19 protein-coding genes are annotated in these 20,496 nt (G+C 66.2%); 10 read left to right on the top strand and 9 right to left on the bottom strand.

What is annotated here, in order from left to right; genetic code table 11:
- Nucleotides 1-9 precede the first annotated feature (9 nt).
- Together glyS and D0B54_RS01155 are read left to right on the top strand one after the other, a co-directional pair.
- The gene (gene glyS / locus D0B54_RS01150; RefSeq protein WP_117288397.1) at nucleotides 10-2,076 is read left to right on the top strand and encodes a glycine--tRNA ligase subunit beta; all 2,067 of its coding nucleotides are present in this window, start codon (nucleotides 10-12) and stop codon (nucleotides 2,074-2,076) included.
- Between the two features lie 176 nt (nucleotides 2,077-2,252).
- Nucleotides 2,253-2,810 (top strand): D-glycero-alpha-D-manno-heptose-1,7-bisphosphate 7-phosphatase, encoded by a 558-nt coding sequence (locus tag D0B54_RS01155; protein WP_117288399.1) that lies wholly within the window; start codon nucleotides 2,253-2,255, stop codon nucleotides 2,808-2,810.
- Nucleotides 2,811-2,959: 149 nt separating this feature from the next.
- Here the strand turns inward: D0B54_RS01155 and folB are convergent, their stop codons facing one another.
- Nucleotides 2,960-3,346 carry a dihydroneopterin aldolase gene (gene folB / locus D0B54_RS01160; protein WP_117288401.1) on the bottom strand — a complete coding sequence of 129 codons (387 nt, stop codon included), beginning with the start codon at nucleotides 3,344-3,346 and terminating at the stop codon, nucleotides 2,960-2,962.
- Between the two features lie 5 nt (nucleotides 3,347-3,351).
- The gene (gene tsaD / locus D0B54_RS01165) at nucleotides 3,352-4,377 is read right to left on the bottom strand and encodes a tRNA (adenosine(37)-N6)-threonylcarbamoyltransferase complex transferase subunit TsaD (RefSeq protein ID WP_117294957.1); all 1,026 of its coding nucleotides are present in this window, start codon (nucleotides 4,375-4,377) and stop codon (nucleotides 3,352-3,354) included.
- Nucleotides 4,378-4,481: 104 nt separating this feature from the next.
- Between tsaD and rpsU the strand changes: the two genes are divergently transcribed.
- The 6 genes from rpsU to D0B54_RS01195 all read left to right on the top strand — a co-directional run bounded on the left by rpsU (nucleotide 4,482) and on the right by D0B54_RS01195 (nucleotide 11,141).
- Nucleotides 4,482-4,697: a 30S ribosomal protein S21 gene (rpsU, locus tag D0B54_RS01170; RefSeq protein WP_117288404.1), complete on the top strand. Its 216-nt coding sequence runs from the start codon at nucleotides 4,482-4,484 to the stop codon at nucleotides 4,695-4,697.
- A 79-nt stretch (nucleotides 4,698-4,776) separates the two neighbouring features.
- Entirely contained in the window at nucleotides 4,777-5,223 is a 447-nt protein-coding gene (locus tag D0B54_RS01175) for a GatB/YqeY domain-containing protein (protein WP_117288406.1), read from the top strand.
- 109 nt (nucleotides 5,224-5,332) lie between these two features.
- Nucleotides 5,333-7,096: a DNA primase gene (gene dnaG / locus D0B54_RS01180; protein WP_117288408.1), complete on the top strand. Its 1,764-nt coding sequence runs from the start codon at nucleotides 5,333-5,335 to the stop codon at nucleotides 7,094-7,096.
- A gap of 102 nt (nucleotides 7,097-7,198) precedes the next feature.
- Nucleotides 7,199-9,097 (top strand): RNA polymerase sigma factor RpoD, encoded by a 1,899-nt coding sequence (rpoD, locus tag D0B54_RS01185; protein ID WP_117288410.1) that lies wholly within the window; start codon nucleotides 7,199-7,201, stop codon nucleotides 9,095-9,097.
- A 178-nt stretch (nucleotides 9,098-9,275) separates the two neighbouring features.
- Nucleotides 9,276-10,280 (top strand): IS30 family transposase, encoded by a 1,005-nt coding sequence (locus tag D0B54_RS01190; protein WP_117288412.1) that lies wholly within the window; start codon nucleotides 9,276-9,278, stop codon nucleotides 10,278-10,280.
- A 129-nt stretch (nucleotides 10,281-10,409) separates the two neighbouring features.
- Nucleotides 10,410-11,141 carry a hypothetical protein gene (locus D0B54_RS01195; protein ID WP_117288414.1) on the top strand — a complete coding sequence of 244 codons (732 nt, stop codon included), beginning with the start codon at nucleotides 10,410-10,412 and terminating at the stop codon, nucleotides 11,139-11,141.
- 59 nt (nucleotides 11,142-11,200) lie between these two features.
- Here the strand turns inward: D0B54_RS01195 and D0B54_RS01200 are convergent, their stop codons facing one another.
- The 3 genes from D0B54_RS01200 to D0B54_RS01210 all read right to left on the bottom strand — a co-directional run bounded on the left by D0B54_RS01200 (nucleotide 11,201) and on the right by D0B54_RS01210 (nucleotide 12,649).
- Nucleotides 11,201-11,818, bottom strand: a complete 618-nt coding sequence (locus D0B54_RS01200; protein WP_117288416.1) for an outer membrane beta-barrel protein — start codon at nucleotides 11,816-11,818, stop codon at nucleotides 11,201-11,203.
- A 163-nt stretch (nucleotides 11,819-11,981) separates the two neighbouring features.
- A complete protein-coding gene (locus D0B54_RS01205; protein ID WP_117288418.1) occupies nucleotides 11,982-12,320 on the bottom strand; it encodes a c-type cytochrome in 339 nt (112 codons plus the stop codon).
- A gap of 8 nt (nucleotides 12,321-12,328) precedes the next feature.
- On the bottom strand, nucleotides 12,329-12,649 hold the full coding sequence (locus D0B54_RS01210; protein WP_117288420.1) for a c-type cytochrome: 321 nt from the start codon (nucleotides 12,647-12,649) through the stop codon (nucleotides 12,329-12,331).
- Nucleotides 12,650-12,921: 272 nt separating this feature from the next.
- Here D0B54_RS01210 and D0B54_RS01215 point away from each other — a divergent pair, with 272 nt between their 5' ends.
- Nucleotides 12,922-14,445, top strand: coding sequence for a Ppx/GppA phosphatase family protein (locus D0B54_RS01215; RefSeq protein WP_117288422.1), 1,524 nt, complete (start codon nucleotides 12,922-12,924; stop codon nucleotides 14,443-14,445).
- 211 nt (nucleotides 14,446-14,656) lie between these two features.
- Here the strand turns inward: D0B54_RS01215 and ppk1 are convergent, their stop codons facing one another.
- Entirely contained in the window at nucleotides 14,657-16,720 is a 2,064-nt protein-coding gene (gene ppk1, locus D0B54_RS01220; RefSeq protein ID WP_117288424.1) for a polyphosphate kinase 1, read from the bottom strand.
- Nucleotides 16,721-16,804: 84 nt separating this feature from the next.
- Nucleotides 16,805-17,464 (bottom strand): glutathione S-transferase family protein, encoded by a 660-nt coding sequence (locus D0B54_RS01225; protein WP_117288426.1) that lies wholly within the window; start codon nucleotides 17,462-17,464, stop codon nucleotides 16,805-16,807.
- A 113-nt stretch (nucleotides 17,465-17,577) separates the two neighbouring features.
- Between D0B54_RS01225 and D0B54_RS01230 the strand changes: the two genes are divergently transcribed.
- Nucleotides 17,578-18,180, top strand: coding sequence for a hypothetical protein (locus D0B54_RS01230; protein ID WP_117288428.1), 603 nt, complete (start codon nucleotides 17,578-17,580; stop codon nucleotides 18,178-18,180).
- Between the two features lie 136 nt (nucleotides 18,181-18,316).
- Here the strand turns inward: D0B54_RS01230 and D0B54_RS01235 are convergent, their stop codons facing one another.
- A complete protein-coding gene (locus D0B54_RS01235; protein WP_117288430.1) occupies nucleotides 18,317-19,027 on the bottom strand; it encodes a glycerophosphodiester phosphodiesterase in 711 nt (236 codons plus the stop codon).
- 22 nt (nucleotides 19,028-19,049) lie between these two features.
- Nucleotides 19,050-20,483 (bottom strand): pyruvate kinase, encoded by a 1,434-nt coding sequence (pyk, locus tag D0B54_RS01240; protein WP_117288432.1) that lies wholly within the window; start codon nucleotides 20,481-20,483, stop codon nucleotides 19,050-19,052.
- Between the last annotated feature and the right edge of the window lie 13 nt (nucleotides 20,484-20,496).

A 20,496-nucleotide genomic window follows, 5' to 3' on the forward strand; every position in this document is an offset into this window, starting at 1 on the left:
TACAAACCCATGGCGCGCGACCTGCTGCTCGAACTCGGCACCGAAGACCTCCCGGCCCGTTACGTCGTCCCGCTGGCCGAGGCCCTGCGTGGCGGTATCGCCGGCGGGCTCGAGAAGCGCGGCATCGCCCCGGGCGATGTGCAGCTCTTCGCCACCCCGCGCCGCATCGCCGTACTGCTGTCCGGCGTTGCCGACACCCAGCCCGACCAGGCCATCGAGCGCCTCGGCCCGGCCCTGGCCGCCGCCCTCAAGGATGGCCAGCCTACTCCCGCCGCCCTGGGTTTTGCCAAGTCCTGCGGCGTCGAGTTCTCCGCCCTGGGCCAGAAGGACGGCAAACTGCACTTCGCCAGGACCGCGCCGGGCCGTGCCACCGCCGAACTGCTGCCGGAAATCTTCGAGGAAACGCTCAAGCAGATGGACGAGCTGGTGCCCAAGCGCATGCGCTGGGGCTCCGGCGAGGAAACTTTCGTCCGCCCGGTGCAGTGGATCGTCTGCCTGTTCGGCAATGACGTGGTGCCGCTGCAGCGCTTCGGCCTCAAGTCCGGCCGCAGCAGCTACGGTCATCGCTTCCATGCGCCGGCGCCGATCGAGCTGCAGGCACCCGCCGGCTACCGCGCCGCGCTGCGCGCCGCCAGCGTCTGGGCCGACGTGGCCGAGCGCAAGGCGGAGATCCGCAAGCAGATCGAGTCCGAGGCCGCGAAACTTGGCGGCCACGCCCGCATCACCGAGGACCTGCTCGATGAAGTGACTGCCCTGGTCGAGCGCCCGGTCGCCATCACCGGCCACTTCGAGGAACGCTTCCTGGAGCTGCCGCCGGAAGTGATCGTGGCGACGGTGGAAACCAACCAGCGCTACTTCACAGTGTTCAGCGACGCCGCGCAGACGCAACTGACCAATGCCTTCATCACCATTTCCAACATCGAGTCGCGTGATGTCGCCCAGGTCATCGCCGGCAACGAGCGCGTGGTCCGCCCGCGCCTGACCGATGCGCTGTTCTTCTGGCAGCAGGATCTGAAGCAGCCACTGTCCGCCTACGGCGAGAAGCTGGCCGCGGTCACCTTCCAGAAGGACCTGGGCAGCACCGCCGACAAGGTCAAGCGCGTGCGCGCGCTGGCGGGCGGTCTCGCCGTCGAGCTGAAGGCCGATGTCGCCGCCGTCGAGCGCGCCGCCGAGCTGTGCAAGGCCGACCTCGTCACCAAGATGGTCTACGAGTTCCCGGAACTGCAGGGCCTGATGGGCGGCTACTACGCCGCCAAGGCCGGCGAGGGCGCTGCCGTGGCCAGCGCCATCCGCGAGCACTACCTGCCGGCGCAGCAGGGCACCCGGATTCCGTCGACCCGCGAGGGCCAGATCCTGGCGCTGGCCGACAAGCTGGACACGCTGGCGGGCATCTTCGCCATCGGCCAGAAGCCCACTGCCAGCAAGGATCCCTATGGCCTGCGCCGCGCTGCGCTGTCGGCCCTGCGCATCTGCATCGAGGGCGGCTTGCCGCTGGACCTGCGCGCCGTGCTGAAGAGCGCGCTGGACACGCAGCCCGCCGGCAAGCGCGACGCCGCGCTGCTGGAGGAACTGGTCGAGTTCGTCATGGAGCGCCTGCGCGCCTGGCTGGTCGGCCAGGAGATCGGCGGCCGCGCGATCACGGTGGAGATGTTCGAGTCGGTGCGCGCCATGGGCATCACCCAGCCGCTGGATTTCCAGCGCCGCGTGCAGGCCGTGCAGGCCTTCGTCGCCCAGCCCGCCGCGCCCAACCTCGCCGCCGCCAACAAGCGCGTGCGCAACATCCTCAAGCAGGCGGGTAGCGTCGGCGGCACGGTCGATGCCGCGAAGTTCCAGCACGATGCCGAGCGCGCCCTGCATGCCAAGCTGGGCGAAGTCGAGACACTGAATGCCAGCACCGCCGACTACACCGCGCAACTGGTCAACCTGGCCGCCCTGCGCGAGCCGGTGGATGCCTTCTTCGACGGCGTGATGGTCAATGCCGACGACGTCGGCGTGCGCGCCAACCGCCTTGCGCTGCTGGCGCAGCTGGACCGGGCTTGCCGGTCGGTGGCGGATCTGTCGCAGCTGCCGGGCTGACGAACCTGCTCTTCTTTCGTGGGAGCGGCCTTGGCCGCGATCTTTTGATGTTGCGAAAGATCGCGGCCAAGGCCGCTCCCACGTGAGTCTCCTCGCTGTATCGTAGGAGCGGCTGTTAGCCGCGATAACCCTTGATCGCGGCTAACAGCCGCTCCTACGAAAGACCAGGCGCCGCCATGAAGCTCGTAATCCTCGACCGCGACGGCGTCATCAACGAAGAACTCAGCGACCCCATGCGTTCGGTCGCCGAGTTCCATCCCATCCCCGGCAGCCTCGAGGCCATCGCGCGCCTCTGCCAGGCGGGCTTTCGCGTGTTCCTGGCCAGCAACCAGCCCGGCCTCGGCCGCGGCGAGGTGGACTACGAGAACTTCGCCGCGCAGAACGGCCACCTGCAGAAATTCCTCGCCGAAATGGGCGGGCGCATCGACGGTACTTTCTTCGCCCCCGACCACCCGGACCGCGCCGGCCCCATGCGCAAGCCGGCCCCCGGCATGCTGCTGGACCTGGCCAAGCGCCTGGGTGTCAGCCTGGAACTCGTGCCGGCAGTGGGAGACTCGATCCACGACATCGAAGCCGCCCAGGCCGCCGGTGCGCGCCCTGTTTTGGTGCGCACCGGCAATGGCGTTCGCACCGAAAAAGAGCACGCACTAAAAGGGGTCGCGATCTACGATGACCTCGCGGCCTTCGCTTCGGCGCTCATCGCTGCCCAGCAGGCTCTCCCAGCTGTTAACTAGCCCCGTGTCGCCATCCATGGCGGGACCTTGGCTACCTGATTGACCCCCGGCCCATGTTTGGCTTACTTCGGCATGACATCGAGTCATGCCTCAGCGAGGCCAAACATTCCATGGCCGGGCGTTCGGCGGGGTGAATGTCCACTGGACATTCACCTGTTTCCGCCGAACCCGCAAGCCGCGTAATCCTCCCGCCGCCGATCGATCTCCACGCCCATCGCCTTCACGCCCGACAGCGCCCCCGGCTTGTTGATGGCCAGGCGCAGGCTGAGGATCGGGAACTGCTGGAACAGCTGCCGCGACAGCCGCTCGGCCAGGGTCTCCAGCAGGCCGACGTGGGTCTTGCCGACGAACTCCACCACCATGGCCGTGACCGCGGCGTAGTCGATGGTGTCGCGCACGCGGTCGCTGGACGCGGCCTCGCGGATGTCGGTACCCATCTCCAGGTCCAGGATCAGCGGACGCGGCGTGCGCTGCTCCCAGGCGTGGATACCGATCAGGGTTTCGACTTCGAGGCCGCGCAGGAAGATCTTGTCCATAGGTCTCAGGCGATAACAGGAGTGGGAGGCAGCAGCTCGCTGATCGCCCAGCGCGGCGTGGTGAACAGCTTGCCGGTCGGTGCGCGGCCCTCGCTGCGGCGGGCCCAGCCGGCGTAGGCGATCATCGCGGCGTTGTCGGTGCAGAACTCGTGGCGCGGGAAATACAGGCGCAGGCCCTGGCGCTGCGCCAGCTCGCCGAGCTTCTCGCGCAGGCGCCGGTTGGCGCCGACACCGCCGGCCACCACCAGCTGCTCCAGCCCGGTCTGCTCCAGGGCGCGCATGCATTTGATCGCCAGGGTGTCGGTGACGGCTTCCTGGAAGGCCCAGGCCAGGTCGGCGCGGTCCTGGTCGTTCTGCGCGCGCGGCAGCGCCGTCAGCACCGCGGTCTTCAGGCCGCTGAAACTGAAATCCAGCCCCGGCCGGTCGGTCATCGGCCGCGGGAACTTCCAGGCGCCGGAGAGGCGCCCGCCCTCGGCCAGTTTCGCCAGGTAGGGGCCGCCGGGGTAGGGCAGGCCCAGCAGCTTGGCGGTCTTGTCGAAGGCCTCGCCCACGGCGTCGTCCAGGCTCTCGCCGAGGATTTCGTAGCGCCCCACGCCCCGCACCGAGACCAGCAGGGTGTGGCCGCCCGAGACCAGCAGGGCCAGGAAGGGGAACTCCGGGTGCGGGGTTTCCAGCATCGGCGCCAGCAGGTGCGCCTCCATGTGATGGACCGGGATCAGCGGCAGGCCATGGGCGGTGGCGATGCCGGCGGCCACCGAGGCCCCCACCATCAGCGCGCCGATCAGCCCGGGGCCTGCGGTGTAGGCCACCCCGTCGAGCTGCCCGGCCGTCAGCCCCGCCTGGGCCAAAACCTCGCGAATCAAGGGGTTGATGCGGCTGACATGGTCACGCGAGGCCAGTTCCGGCACCACGCCGCCATACTCGGCATGCAGGGCCACCTGGCTGTGCAGGGTGTGCGAAAGCAGGCCGCCGTTGGAGTAGATGGCGGCGGCGGTTTCGTCGCAGGAGGTCTCGATTCCGAGAATATTCATCCAGATATTGTAGCCTTCGCGTTGCACTTGCCGCCGCCTGCGCATAGAATCTGCGCCCCCTTACCCTTGGGGGCGGTGCCCCTTTTGTCCAAGCGAGTATTTGAATGCCTTCTGTCCGCGTCCGTGATAACGAGCCGTTTGAAGTTGCCATCCGCCGCTTCAAGCGCACCTGCGAAAAGGCCGGCGTGCTGACCGACCTGCGCAAGCACGAGTTCTTCGAGAAGCCGAGCCAGGAGCGCAAGCGCAAGCGCGCTGCTGCCGTGAAGCGCCAGGCCAAGAAGGTCCAGCGCGAGTCCAACCGCCGTATCCGCCTGTTCTAAGGGCGGTTCGCGGTACCGGGTTCACCCAGGGCGCATGGCGCCCTGAGTTTTTTCTCAGCAGTCCGAACGACCTCTTGCTATGTCCGACCTGAAGACTCGCATCGGTGAAGACGTCAAGACAGCCATGCGTGCCGGTGACAAGGCGCGTCTCGGGCTGCTGCGCATGCTGACCTCCGAGCTCAAGCAGCGCGAGGTGGTGGAAAGCATCGAGCTGACCGACACCGTGGTGCTCACGGTGCTGGAGAAGATGCTCAAGCAGCGCCGGGATTCCGAGTCCCAGTTCCGTGCCGGCAACCGGCCGGACCTGGCGGACAAGGAGGCCGAGGAAATCCGCCTGCTCACCGAGTACCTGCCGCAGCAGCTCACGGCGGAAGAACTCGAAGCCCTGCTGGCGCAGGCCATCGCCGAAACCGGCGCCCAGGGCGGCAAGGACATGGGCAAGGTGATCGGCTGGCTCAAGCCGAAGGTCCAGGGTCGTACCGACATGGGCAAGCTCTCGGGCCTGGTGAAGTCGAAACTCGGCTGATCCGGCACTCTGCACGGCAGTCGCTTGAAAAAGGCCGGCCGGCGCCCTGTGCGCCCGCCGGCCTTTTTTTGCCTGCAGTTCGCCAGGGCAGGTCCATTAGAATGCGCGGGTGAGTGGCCGCATCCCCGAAGCTTTCATCCATGACCTGCTGGCCCGCACCGATATCGTCGAGATCATCGGGGCGCGGCTGGATCTCAAGCGCGCCGGAAAGGAATACAAGGCGCGCTCGCCGTTCACCAACGAAAAATCGCCGTCCTTCTTCGTTTCGCCGCAGAAGCAGATGTTCTTCTGTTTCAGCTCCGGCAAGAACGGCACCGCGATCAGCTTCCTGATGGAGTACGACCGCCTCAGCTTCGTCGAGGCGGTGGAGGAGCTGGCGCAGCGCGCCGGCGTGGAAGTGCCGCGCGAAGGCGGGGGCCACGACCGCGTGGTGATGGACGGCCCGCTGGACGCGCTGGCGGCGGCGCAGCGCTTCTTCCGCGACCAGCTGCGCAGCGCCCAGGGCGCCATCGACTACCTCAAGAAGCGCGGCGTCAACGGCGAGATCGCCAAGACCTTCGGCATCGGCTTTGCGCCCGAGTCCTGGGATGCGCTGACCAGCTTCCTGAAGGAGCCGAAGCATGCGCTCGAAGCGGGGCTGCTGATCCAGAGGGAAAGCGGCGGGGTCTACGACCGCTTCCGCAACCGCGTCATGTTCCCGATCCGCGACAGCCGCGGTCGCGTCATCGGCTTCGGCGGCCGCACCCTGGCCAACGACCCGGCCAAGTACCTCAACTCGCCCGAGACGCCGCTGTTCCACAAGGGCCGCAACCTCTACGGCCTCTACGAGGCGCGCCAGTCGGCCAAGTCCAACCTGCCCTACCTGCTGGTGGTGGAGGGCTACATGGACGTGGTGATGCTGGCGCAGCACGGCATCCCCGAGGCCGTGGCCACGCTCGGCACCGCCACCACGCGCGAGCACCTGGGCCTGCTGTTCAAGGCCACCAGCAAGGTCGTGTTCTGCTTCGACGGCGACCGCGCCGGCCGCGCCGCCGCCTGGCGCGCGCTGGAGCAGGCCCTGCCGGAAATCGACGGCACCCGCGAGTGCGTCTTCATGTTCCTGCCCGATGGGCACGATCCGGACACCCTGGTGCAGCAGATCGGCGCCGAGGCGTTCCGTCGCCTGGTCGGCGAGGCCCAGACCCTGTCGCAATTCCTGTTCGGCGAACTGGCCCGGCAGGTCAGCCTGGCCAGCATGGACGGCCGCGCCAAGCTGGCCGCGCTGGCGCGCCCGCACCTGGAAAAGCTGCGCGACGGCCCGCTGCGCTCCCTGATGCTGGACGAACTGGCGCGGCTGACCCGGGTTGCGCGCGCCGACCTGGAGTCGATGCTGAAGCCGGTAGCCGCCCCCGACGAGGGCGCGCAGGACGGCGGCGAAGCCCTGTCGACGCGCCACCGGCCCTCCGGCGGCGCCAACCGCCCGGTGCGCCGCGCGATGCAGCTGCTGCTGGAGGACCCGCGCATGGCCGATCGCGTAAGTCACTTGGAATTGTTAGCCCAAGCAGACGTGCCGGGGATTGAAGTGCTTCTGGAAGCTATCGATTTCTTCCACGCACACCCCGAAGCTACTGCGGCCCACTTGCTTGAATTCTGGCGAGACACGCCCAAAGGACGGGGCGTGGAGCGCCTGCTGCAGCGCGGGGCGGAGGACCCCATAGGAGAGGGGACCTTAGAACGGGAGTTTCAAGACACGCTAACCATGATGGGGCAAAAGGTGTTTCGAGCCAGGATTCAGCATCTGCTGACGGAAGGTCGCCTGCGCCCTCTGACGGATGCAGAATCAAGAGAAATCAATGCCTTACAGAATAGAAGGGCGATTCCCTGGACTCGTTGAGAAGTTGGCGAAAAGTTCGCCGACTTGACAAAACTTTGTTAAAATCAGCGGTTCCGCGCCTTGCGTCCGCAGTTCGGGCGTTCAATACCAGAGTGAATCCGCATGAGCAATAACACTGAGAAAGCCGACAAGCCGTCCGCCGAAATGCAGGCTGCGCAGAAGCAATCCCAGATCAAGGTCCTCATCGCGCTCGGCAAGGAAAAGTCCTACCTGACTTACGCCGAGGTTGCGGACCATCTGCCCGAGATCGTCGATACGGAGCAGATCGAAGACATCATCAGCATGATCCAGGCGATGGGCATCCCGGTTCATGAGGACGCCCCGGACGAAGAGCAGCAGCTGTTCTCCGAGCCTGCGGTGGTCGCCACCGCCGAGGAAGAAGAAGAGGCCGCGGAAGAAGCCGCCGCCGCGATCGCCGCCAGCGACGACCAGTTCGGCCGCACCACCGACCCGGTGCGCATGTACATGCGCGAAATGGGCAGCGTCGAGCTGCTCGACCGCGAGGGCGAAATCCGCATCGCCAAGCGCATCGAGGAAGGCCTCAACGAGGCCATGTTCGCGATGGCGCAGTACCCGGAGACCGTGGCGATCCTGCTCGAGTCCTTCGAGAACTACAAGGCCGGCAAGAAGCGCCTGGCCGAGATCGTGACCGGCTTCTTCGACCCCAACGCTCCCGAGGAGCTGCCGCCGCCGGTCGAGATCCCGCCCGAGATCGAGGAAGAGGAAGAAGTCGAGGAGAAGGCCGAGGGTGCCGAGGAAGAGGAAGAGGCCGTCGATACCGGCCCGGATCCGGTCCTCACCGCCGAGAAGTTCTCCGACCTGCAGGCCTTCTACGACAAGGCCTGGGAAGCGCTGCTGAAGAAGGGCGCGTCCGATCGCAAGACGCAGGAAAAGCGCGAGGCGATGGCCACGCACATCATGACCTTCAAGCTCTCGCCGAAGATCGTCGACGAGATCACGCAGAACCTGCGTGGCAAGGTCGAGCAGGTGCGCGAGACCGAGCGCACCATCATGCGCATCTGCGTGGCCGACTGCGGCATGACGCGTGAAGAATTCCTGCGCATGTTCAAGGAAGACAACGGCGCCACCAACCCGGACTGGATCAACAAGGCGATCCGCGCCAAGCGCAAGTACTCCGCCGAGCTCAACGGCCGCAAGGAAGAGATCTTCGAGCTGCAGGAAAAGCTGCGCAAGATGGAAGGCGACAACCTGATCTCGCTGGACGAGATCAAGGACATCAACCGCCGCATGAACGTCGGCGAGGCCAAGGCCCGCCGCGCCAAGAAGGAAATGGTGGAGGCCAACCTCCGCCTGGTGATCTCCATCGCCAAGAAGTACACCAACCGCGGCTTGCAGTTCCTCGACCTGATCCAGGAAGGCAACATCGGCCTGATGAAGGCCGTGGACAAGTTCGAATACCGCCGCGGTTACAAGTTCTCGACCTACGCCACCTGGTGGATCCGCCAGGCCATCACCCGCTCGATCGCCGACCAGGCGCGCACCATCCGTATCCCGGTGCACATGATCGAGACCATCAACAAGCTCAACCGCATCAGCCGCCAGATGCTGCAGGAGATGGGCCGCGAGCCCACGCCGGAAGAGCTGGCCAAGAAGATGGAGATGCCCGAGGACAAGATCCGCAAGGTGCTGAAGATCGCCAAGGAGCCGATCTCGATGGAAACGCCGATCGGCGACGACGAGGATTCGCACCTCGGCGACTTCATCGAGGACACCGCCGCGGTCTCGCCGCTGGAATCGGCCACCTCGTCCTCGCTGGCGGAAGCCACGCACCAGATCCTGGCCAGCCTGACGCCGCGCGAGGCCAAGGTGCTGCGCATGCGCTTCGGCATCGACATGAACACCGACCACACGCTGGAAGAGGTCGGCAAGCAGTTCGACGTCACCCGCGAGCGCATCCGCCAGATCGAGGCCAAGGCGCTGCGCAAGCTGCGCCACCCGAGCCGTGCGAATTACCTGCGTAGTTTCCTCGACGAGACCTGAGTCCCTGTCGCGATTCACAAAAGGCCCCGCAAGGGGCCTTTTCGTTGGTGCGCCGAAAGGGGAGGGTTCGTCATACCGGCGAAAGCCGGTATCCAGTCGTATGGTGGCTACTCCTGTCCGGGACTGGATGCCGTGAGTTCACAAACCAAATGCAACACCCTATTACGAGGGTGCTGCAATGGGACGCAAGAGCTTTGAGCAGTTTGGAATCGAGGAACGGTGTGAGATTTCCCGTCGGCGCCAAGCCGGGGAGTCGATCCGGCAAATTGCGGCAGCTCTGGATCGCGCGCCATCGAGCATTTCTCGGGAACTGAAGCGCAACACTGGCGCGACGGGCTACCAGAGCGTCTATGCCGGCGAGCAAGCTCGGGCGCGCCGCTGGCAAGGTAGCCGGCTTCTGCGTGATGCCGAGCTGCAAGCCAGGGTTCTGGAGGGATTGCGCCGAGGCTGGTCTCCCGAGCAGGTATCGCGGCGGCTGGCTCAGCAGGATCTGCAGATCAGCTACGAGAGCATCTATCGCTTCATTGCCGCCCAGATCGCCCGGACCAACGACTTTTCCTGGCGTCTCTATCTGCCCCGTGCCAAGAGCAAGCGCGGCTTCCGTGGCCGCAAGGGCGGCAGCCCGGCAGAGCACATCCAGCAGCGGGTTTCGATCGAAAAGCGCCCCAAGGCTGCGGCTGACCGGCGCCAGGCGGGACACTGGGAAGCCGACCTGATGCTCTTTGCGCGCTATGGCCAAGCCATCCTGACCCTGCATGAGCGAACGTCCCGGCTGACCGCCATCGTCCGCCAGCCCAGCAAGGCCGCTGCGCCGGTGGCGCAAACCCTCCAGGCCTTGCTGGCCCCACTGCCCCCAGCCCTGCGCCGCAGCATCACCTTCGACAACGGCACCGAATTCGCCTTGCACTACACCCTGCATCAGCCCCTGGGCTTGCAGACCTATTTCTGCGATCCGCATTCCCCCTGGCAGAAGGGTGGCGTCGAGAATGCCAACGGGCGTTTGCGCCGCTGGCTACCCCGGGGAACCAACGTCGAAGACCTCTCACCAGACCAACTCTTGCAGATCGCTCAGATCTACAATCACACGCCACGCAAGTGCCTCGGCTTCAAAACCCCTGCCGAGGTCTTCGCCAAAGTGTTGCATTTCAAATGTGAATCCACCTGCCGGCTTCCGCCGGTATGACGGGTGGTGCGGAGTAGCGGCGTGCCCCGGCCGACCAAAGCGGACCTGACACGATGACGCCGGCGGGCGGGCGTGTTTAAATCCCGCCCAGGGATGTACCACCCATTGCTTTCCAATGCCGGGGATACCATGCGGCCAGCCCAGCTACTCGCAGCCTCCGCGCTCGCTCTCAGCGCGAACGCCTACGCAGCCTCCTTCGATTCGCTCGACCTGTACTACACCAGCGCCGACCTCGACGTGAAGGGCCGCGCCAGTTCGGACGCCGGCCCGGTCGACTACAACGCCGACCTGGACGGCCTCGACGGCTTCGGCGTGAAGTTCCGCGGCTCGGTGGCCGAGGACTTCTTCTTCGCCGGCGAATTCCAGCGTGCCGAGGCGGAGCAGCTGGGCTTGACCCTGACCGACCCGGACAGCGGCGCGAGCATTGACGGCGGCAGCAATGCCGACCTGTCCTACAAGGAATGGCGGCTGGGCATCGGCGTGCCGTTCTACCATGCCCGTTCCCTGACGCTCTACGGTGTGGTCGAGTACGTCAACACCGAGCTGAAGACCGCGTTCGACACCACCGATCCCGACACCGGTGCCACCACCTCCAACCGGTCCGAGCAGAAGCAGGACGGCGGCGGTGCGCATGCCGGTGCGCTGTTCAATCCGACCAAGGCCTGGAGCCTCTACGGTCAGGTCGGCTACCTGCGGCTGGACGAGCTGGATGGCATCGAGTACCTGGCCGGCACGGCGCTGCAGGTGCACCGCTACGGCGGCCTGTTCGCCGAGTATCGCAACAGCGACCTGGAAGGGGACGGCGGCAGCAAGGTCGAGCTGACCCCCTGGCGCTTCGGCGTGTACCTGCTGGTGCAGTAGGCGACCCGGCAATAAAAAACCCCGCCGAGGCGGGGTTTTTTATTGCATCGCGGTGCCGCTCAGAACGTGAAGCGCACGCCCAGCTGCAGGTCGCTCAGTTCCACCTCGACGCTGTCGTCATCCTCGAGGTTGCTGACGCGGTAGTCCGCGATCAGGCCGAGGTTGTCGGTGAAGGAGAACGCAGCACCGATCGTGTACTCGAGACCGTCGCCGGCGTCGCCGATGTCGAGGTAGCCGATTTCGCCGAACAGGCGGATCGCCGGCGTCGGCTTGAAGGCCAGGCCGCCGTGGATGCCGAAGCCGGTTTCGTCGCTGGAGCTGCCCGAGCCGTCGTCGAGATCGACGTTGTCGATCTCGGCCTTGCCGTAGAACTCGACGTTGTCGGAGTTCGAGAAGATGTAGCCCAGGCCGGCGCGCAGGAACTGCACTTCAAAGCCGGCGTCGTACTCGTTCTTCTGGTACTCGCCGTAGACGAAGGCAGCGTCGGAGAACTTGGCGCCGCCACGGATGCCGAAGCCGTCACCGCTGTCGTCGCCCGAGCCGAGGCCGGGGACGGTGATTTCGAAATCGGAATCGTTGTAGTAGACATCGAGCCAGCCGTTGGACGCGGGGGCGGCCATGGTGGAGAAAGGAGCAGCAACCAGCAGCGCAGCGAGCAGCGTCTTCTTCATGTGCATTCGGGACTCCGTGCTTTGTTTTGGGGTGTTGGAGAAACGACCTCTCCGGGGCCGATCTTAGCAAGCGCACCATTACAGTACGCAATCACCCAAACAGGCGACACCAACGAAAAACGCGCGGGAGAGCCCGCGCGTTTTTCATGCAGCCGCAACAAAAGCAGGCTTACTCGGCCTTGCCGTGCACGCTCGGCGTGTGCAGGTGGCTCTGCTGGGCGCCGAAGTGGCGCGACAGCAGGCGGATGTCGGCGTCGCTGAGCGCGGCGACCTGGCCCGCCATGACCGCGTTCTTGCGCTTGCCGGTCTTGTACTCCTTGAGCGAGTGCTCGAGGTAGTTGGCGTACTGGCCGGCAATCACCGGGTAGTCCGGGGTGATCGGCTTGGCGCCGTTCTCGCCGTGGCAGGCGGCGCAGGGAGCGGCCAGGGCGGCCAGGTCCTTCTGCTCTTCCTTGGCCTGGGCGGCGCCGGCCAGGGCCAGCAGGGAAACGATGAGGATCCGCTTCATGGTCTACCTTACTTGTGGGTCGGAGCGTGGGCGAAGAACGCCGCGATGTCCGCGATGTCCTGGTCCGACAGGTTGGCGGCCTGTGCGCGCATCGTCATATGCGCACGGTCGCCGTTCTTGTAGCCCTTGAGGGCGGCTTCCAGGTACTTGACGTTCTGGCCGCCCAGCCGCGGGACGCGGTAGGTCGGGTAGACGTTGTTGTAATTGGGGATACCGTGGCAACCCATGCAGGTGTTGGCCTTGATGCGGCCTGCTTCCACGTCGCCATCGGCGAACGCAGGCAGTGCCATCGCGACGAGGGCCAACAGGCCCCAACGCGCTAACTTCATGAGAGAACTCCCGGAATGAATCTGGCGGACAGCTAGATGCAATATGTTCGGGCATTGAGCGTTTTGGGTCAATGCGAAGCTGCAGTCTGGCCTGCCCGCTCGCCTCGTGCACCGGCCCTCCGTATAGTGGCGCCAGCGCTCCGGCAGCCCTGGGCGCTGTAATAAAACATAAGCTTCAACGTGCTTATTTATATAAATTCACACAATGGTGCTGCCGTCCCGATGATCCTGCCTCCCCGCGCCCCGCGCCGCCTGCCGGCACTGCCGCTGCCATGAGCATCGGCCGTGGCAACAAGCTTCTGGACGACCGCGGCTTCGAGATCGCGGCCGTGGATCTGGGCTCCAACAGCTTCCACATGATGGTGGCGCGGTCCAATGGCAGCGACATCCAGGTGGTCGACCGCCTGCGCGAGCCGGTGCGCCTGGCGTCCGGCCTGGACGCCGACAAGCGCATGCGCCCCGACGTGGCCCTGCGCGCACTGGAATGCCTGCAGCGCTTCGGCCAGCGCCTGAGCGGCATCCCCGCCGAGCGGGTGCGCGCGGTGGGCACCAACACCATGCGGCGCATGCGCCGCGGCACCGACTTCCACGCCGCGGCCGAGGTCGCCCTGGGCCATGGCATCGAAATCATTGCCGGCCTGGAAGAGGCGCGCCTGGTCTATGGCGGCGTCACCCACGGCATGGGCCGCGGCGCGCCGCGGCGCCTGGTGGTCGACATCGGCGGCGGCAGCACCGAGCTGATCATCGGCCGCCAGACCGCGCCCAGGCTGATGGAGTCGGTGTCCCTGGGCTGCGTGGTGCATACGCAGCGCTTCTTCGACGACGGCGAAATCAGCCGTGCGCGCTTCCGCAAGGCGCGCCTGGCCGCCCGCATCGAGCTGGAATTCCTCGAGCGCCAGTACCGCGAGGCCGGCTGGGACCTGGCGATCGGCTCTTCCGGCACCGTGCGCGGCATCTGGCGCGTGATGCGCGAGCAGGGCTGGTGCGAGAACGAGATGACGGCGGCCGGCCTGGAGAAGGTCATCGACCTGGTCATCGAGCGCGGGCATGTCGAGCGCCTGGATTTCCCGGCGCTGCGCGAAGACCGCCGGCCGGTGTTCCCGGGCGGCCTGGCCGTGCTGGCCGGCGTGTTCGACTCTCTGGGCGTCGAGCGCATGGAGACCTCGGAGCGCGCCTTGCGCGAGGGCCTGATCTACGACCTGCTCGGGCGCCTGTCCGACCACGACGTGCGCGACGAATCGGTGATGGCCCTGGCCAAGCGCTACGACTGCGACCAGGAGCATGCCGCGGGCGTGGAGCGCACCGCGCTGAGGGTCCTGGAACAGGTCGCCAGGCCCTGGGGCCTGGACCCGAAGTTCTCCGCCATGCTGGTGGGGTGGGCCGCGCGCCTGCACGAAATCGGCCTGGCAATCTCGCATGCCTCGTACCACAAGCATGGCGAATACATCCTGCGGAACTGCGACCTGCAGGGCTTCTCCCAGACCGACCAGAAACTGCTGGCCGCCCTGGTGCGCCTGCACCGCGGCAAGTTCGCGCTGACCGCGCTGGACGATCTGCCGACGACCTGGGCGGAGCCGGTGCGCAAGCTGGCGGTGGTGCTGCGCCTGGCCTACATCCTGCACCGCTCCCGCGGCCCCAAGCTCAAGCCACCGATCCGCGTGACCGCGCAACGCCGCGCGGTGGACCTGGCCTTCACCCAGAAGCGCTGGCTGGAGAAGCATCCGCTGACCAAGGCGGAGCTGGAGCAGGAGATCGAGACGCTGGCGACGCTGCAGATCAGGTTGCGGCTGCAGTAAGAAGCAGCGGTCCGCGAATGAACGCAAATAAACGCGAATACACCGAATCCCGCTATTTGCGTTGATTCGCGTTCATTTGCGGACTGCTCGGCTGTGAGAAGCGCATCGCGTGCCCCGGGCATCCTGGCTATGTAGGATCGAGCTTGCTCGCGACCTGCTGCGACAGGTCGGCAGCAAGCTGCCTCCTACATGGCGTGCTCCGGGACTCGAACTACGGCGTTTCCTCAAGGATCTTCAGCTGGATCGCCTTGCCCTCGATCTTCTCCGGCCGCACGTAGTTGCCGTCCGGCTGCAGGATCCAGGACTGCGCGGTGTCGGCGAGGTAGCCGCTGAGTTCTTCCAGGATGCGCGCGCGGATCTTCTTGTCTTCCACCGGGAAGGCCACTTCCACGCGGCGGAACAGGTTGCGTTCCATCCAGTCGGCGCTGGACAGCCAGACCTCGGCGGCGCCGTCGTTGAGGAAGCTGAACACGCGGTGGTGTTCCAGGAAGCGGCCGACGATCGAGCGTACCGTGATGTTGTCCGACAGGCCCTTCACGCCGGGCCGCAGCGAGCACATGCCGCGCACGATGCAGTCGATCTGCACGCCGGCCTGCGAGGCGCGGTACAGGGCCTGGATGATCTCCGGTTCCACCAGCGAGTTCATCTTGAGGATGACGCGCGCCGGCTTGCCCTTCCCGGCATTGTCGATCTCGCGCTCGATGCGGGTGTGGAAACCCTTGGCCATCGTGAACGGCGACTGCAGCAGCTTGTGCAGCTTGGTCACCTTGCCCAGGCTGGTCAGCTGCAGGAACACGGCGTGCACGTCCTGGCAGATCTGCTTGTCGGCGGTGAACAGGCCGTAGTCGGTGTACATGCGCGCGGTACGCGGATGGTAGTTGCCGGTGCCCAGGTGCGCGTAGTGCTTGAGGCCCGCCTCTTCGCGGCGCACGATCAGGCACATCTTGGCGTGCGTCTTGTAGCCCACCACGCCGTAGACCACGTGGGCGCCGACGTCCTGCAGCTGCTCGGCGAGGTCGATGTTGGCCTCCTCGTCGAAGCGCGCGCGCAGTTCCACCACGGCGGTCACTTCCTTGCCGTTGCGGGCGGCCTCGATCAGGGCCTCCACGATCGCCGACTTGGGGCCGGTGCGGTACAGGGTCTGCTTGATCGCCAGCACATTGGGGTCGCGCGCCGCCTGGCGCAGGAACTCCACCACCGGCGTGAAGGACTCGTAGGGGTGATGCAGCAGCTGGTCCTTGGAGCGGATCGCGGCGAACAGGTCGCCGGTGATGGCTTTCGGGGTGCGCGCGACGAAGGCCGGGTACTTCAGCTCCGGGCGATCGACCAGGTCCGGCACCTGCATCAGGCGCATCAGGTTGACCGGGCCGTGACAGGAGTAGATGTCCACCGGCTGCAGCTGCATTTCCTCGGCCAGGTAGCTGATCATCCGCTCGGGGCAGTTGTGCGCCACTTCCAGGCGTACCGTGTCGCCCCACTGGCGCTGCGCCAGGATGTCTTCCAGCTCCTCCAGCAGGTCCTCGGCCTCGGCTTCGTCCAGCGCCAGGTCGGAGTTGCGCGTCACGCGGAACTGGAAGCAGCCGCTGGCCTCCATGCCCGGAAACAGCTCGTCGATGTAGGCGTGGATCACCGAGGACAGGAACACGAAGTCATGCGGGCCGCTGCCCTCCACGCCCTTGGGCAGCTGGATCAGGCGCGGCAGGGCGCGCGGCGCCTGCACGATGGCATAGGCGGTATTGCGGCCGAAAGCGTCCTTGCCCGACAGCGACACGATGAAGTTCAGCGACTTGTTGAGGATGCGCGGGAACGGGTGCGCCGGGTCCAGCCCGATCGGCGAGAGCACCGGCGCCAGCTCATTCTGGAAGTAGTTGCGCAGCCAGGCGTCCTGCTCGGGCGTCCACTCGCTGCGGCGCACGAAGCGGATCTTCTCCTTCTCCAGCGCCGGGATCAGCACCTCGTTGAACACCCGGTACTGCTCCTGCACCAGGGCGTGGGCACGGGTGCCGATCGCCACCAGGCTCTCCGCCGGGGTCTGGCCGTCGGCGCCGCGCTGGTTGGGGTTGATCTCGGCCAGCTGCTGCAGGCCGGCAACGCGGATCTCGAAGAACTCGTCGAGGTTGGAACTGGAGATGCACAGGAACTTGAGGCGTTCCAGCAGCGGCACCGTCTCGTCCAGGGCCTGGGCCAGCACCCGGCGGTTGAATTCGAGCAGCGACAGCTCGCGGTTCAGGAACAGCTCGGAGGGGTTCAGCTCGAGCGTCGGGGGGTTCTTCATGGGATCGTTCGCAGAAGGTTCGGCCGGGACCCGGACGTTTAGCGCTGCGATGTTGCGTTCCTGTGACATGGCTGATTCTGGCGCTTATTTGATGACGATGTTCTGTGCGCTCTTGACGATTTCCTCCGGCGAGACCTTGCCGGGCACCGCCAGCCCGCGCTGCACCGCCGGCCTTGCGGCGATGCGGTCCATCCAGCCGCGCAGCCGCGGCAGGTCATGGGTTTCCACGCCCGCCCAGGCGTGGATGCGGACCCAGGGATAGGTGGCGATGTCGGCAATGGAGTAGTCGCCGGCCAGGTACTCGCCCTGGGCCAGCTGGGTGTCCAGCACCTCGTACAGGCGCCGGGTTTCCTTCTGGTAGCGGTCGATGGCCGGCTGGATCTTCTCGGGGAAATAACGGAAGAAGACGTTGGCCTGGCCCTGCATGGGGCCGATGCCGCCCATCTGGAACATCAGCCACTGGATCGCGCGCGAGCGGCCCTGGACGTCGGCCGGCAGGAAGCGGCCGTACTTCTCGGCCAGGTAGATCAGGATCGCACCGGACTCGAACACCGCGAAATCGCCGGCTTCGCGGTCGACGATCGTCGGGATGCGGCCATTGGGATTGAGCAGCACGTACTCGGGGCGTTTCTGGTCGCCGCGCGAGATATCCACCGGGACCACCCGGTAGGGCACCCCCAGCTCCTCCAGCATGATCGAGGCCTTGTGGCCGTTCGGGGTCGGAGCCGTATAAAGGTCAATCATTTGTCACAAATCCTGGCCTGTCACAAAGCACTGTCACGGAACTGCAAAGCGGGATCGGCATGCTTTGGCGGCTTATCACCGAATATCCGCAAGTTTTCCCTGGGAGAGAATCAATGTTGAACGTGCTGCGTATCGGCGTCGTCGCCGCTGCGATGGTGGCCCTCGCCGGTTGTGCTGTCAAAGACAGCTGGAAGGGCGTGTCCTCCGAGTCGGCCTACGACAAGGAGCTTGCCGCCATCCGCCTGGCCGAAGATCTCAACAACGACGACTACTGGGAAATCCAGCGTCCGGAAGAGAACCGCATCTACGTCATCGCCGACCTGAAGAGCTACCAGACCTGGCTCTCCACCGGCGAGATTCCGCTGGTGTCCTCCAAGATCGGCGTCGGCCCCAACGGCGAGACGCTGAAGCTCGCCCTGGTCAAGGACGAGGCCAAGGCCATGGAAACCAAGGTCGGCTTCAAGGGCGGCGCCGAGCGCATGTACTACGGCGAGACCAAGGGCCTGGACAAGGGCTTCTACGCCGAGGTCCACAAGGCCGGCACGATCTACGTCTTCAACACCTGGTCCGAGCTGGAAGCCTTCAAGAAGGGCGGCCCGGCCAATGGCCAGAACCAGTCCGGTGCCGGCCCCAAGGGCGAGACCGTGGTCTGGGTCGGCAAGTCGGGCGCCGACGCCGACACCAAGGCCAAGTTCGCCAAGGCCTACGGCAAGTAAGAGTCTCAAGGATGTGAGAAGGCCGCCCTCGGGCGGCCTTTTGTTTTCTGCGTCATATGTGGGAGCGGCCTTGGCCGCGATCTTTTCGCTCACCTCCAAAGATCGCGGCCAAGGCCGCTCCCACGAAGATCGCCGTTTACCCCAACCCCAGCGCCCGATCCGGAAAATCGGTGAAAATCCCGTCCACGCCCTGCGCGCGCAACCGGCGCATGTCTTCCGGATGGTTCACCGTATAGGCGTAGATCTTCAGCCCCCGCCCATGCGCGTCGGTCACCAGCCGGTCGTCGACGAACTCGTCGGAGACATTGAGGCTGGCGGCACCGAGTTCGGCGGCGGCGCCGGCCCAGTCCAGCGGCACGCCGCAGACCAGGGCGCCCACCGGCACCTCCGGCAGCAGCTGGCGGAACTCCCAGAGTTCGGGCAGGTGGAAGGACGACACCAGCAGCTTCTCGGCCGGCCAGCCGTCCGCGAGGTACTCCCGCAGCACCGACGCCACCGCCGCGGCGCAGCCGTCCCAGGTCTTCAGCTCGATGTTCACGCCGACTCGCTGGTCCACCAGCTCCAGGGCCTCGCGCAGCGTCGGAATCTGCTGGCCCTGGCCGGCGTCGAGGCAGCGCAGTTCCTCGAAGGTATGTTCCGCCAGGCAGCCGCGGCCATTGGTGGTGCGGTCCAGGCGCAAGTCGTGCATCAGCAGCAGTTCGTCGCCCAGCTGCTGCACGTCGAACTCCACCCAGTGCGCGCCGAGCTTGATGCCGGTGTCGATCGCCAGCAGGGTGTTCTCCGGTGCATGGCCGCGGGCGCCGCGGTGGCCGATGACGAGGAAGGAAGAAGCGTCGCTGTGGCTCATGGGTGTGCCCTCCGCTGCCGCTCTAGAACTCTCCCACCGTGATGATCTTCATCGCGTTGGTGCCCCCGGGGCCGGTGAAATCGCCCTTGGTCATGATGACGCGCTGGCCCTTTGTTACATTGCCGCGCTGTTCCATGTGCGCGATGGCTTCCTTCAGCGGCGCCAGCGTGTCGAGCTGGGTCGGATTGAAGTCCACCGGGTACACGCCGCGGCACATCGCCATGCGGCGGCGCGTCTTCTCGTGGCGGGTCAGGGCATAGATCGGGATCGCCAGCTCGCTGCGCGACATCATCAGCGCGGTGGAGCCGGACTCGGTCAGCGACAGGATGGCATCGGCGCGCATGTTGCGCGCGGTCCAGGCCGTGGCCATGGCGATGGCCTCGTCGGTGCGCTCGAAATGCGCGTCGAAGGGGCGGCGGAAGCGGTTGGGGCGGTTGGGCATGGCGCCCTCGGCGCCGATGCAGACGCGCGACATCGCCTCCACCACCTTCACCGGGTACTTGCCGCTGGCGGTCTCGGCGGAGAGCATCACCGCGTCGGTGCCGTCCATGACCGCGTTGGCCACGTCCAGCACCTCGGCGCGGGTCGGCACCGGGCTGGTGATCATCGACTCCATCATCTGCGTGGCGGTGATCACCATGCGGTTCTGCTCGCGCGCCTCGCGGATGATGCGCTTCTGCCAGCCCGGCAGCTCGGCATCGCCGATCTCCACGCCCAGGTCGCCGCGCGCCACCATCACCACGTCGGAGGCCGCCACCAGCTCCACTAGTTCCGGCAGGGCCTCGGCGCGTTCGATCTTGGCCACCAGCAGGCAATCGCCGCCGGCTTCCTTGACCAGCTCGCGTGCCTGCAGCATGTCCTGCGCCGAGCGCGGGAACGACACGGCGATGAAGTCCACGCCGATGCCCACGGCATAGCGCAGGTCGGAACGGTCCTTGTCGGTCAGGGCTTCGGCCGACAGGCCGCCGCCCTGCTTGTTGATGCCCTTGCGGTTGGACAGCGTGCCGCCGAGCAGCACGGTGCTGTCGATGCGCGTGGCGCCGACCGCGTCCACGCGCAGCGAAATGGCGCCGTCGTTGAGCAGCAGGGTGTCGCCGGGGGCCACGTCGCGCGGCAGGTCGGCATAGGCGCAGCCGACCACGCTGGCGTCGCCGGCCTCGGAGCCCAGCGCCGTGTCCAGCGCAAACTGCTGGCCCTCGACCAGTTCCACCGGGCCGGCGGCAAAGGACTCGATGCGGATCTTGGGGCCCTGCAGATCGGCCAGGACACCCACGTCCACGCCCAGTTCCGCCGCCGTCTCGCGTACCGCCTGCGCCCGCCGCGCATGGTCTTCCTGCTTGCCGTGCGAGAAATTGAGCCGGACCACGTCGACCCCCGCGGCCAGCAGGCGCTTGAGCACCCCTGGATGGTCGGTGGCGGGGCCGAGGGTGGCGACGATCTTGGTGCGGCGGGCCATGAGTTCTCCGATA

Origin of the sequence: Solimonas sp. K1W22B-7 (assembly GCF_003428335.1) — a bacterium.
Classification (GTDB): domain Bacteria; phylum Pseudomonadota; class Gammaproteobacteria; order Nevskiales; family Nevskiaceae; genus Solimonas_A.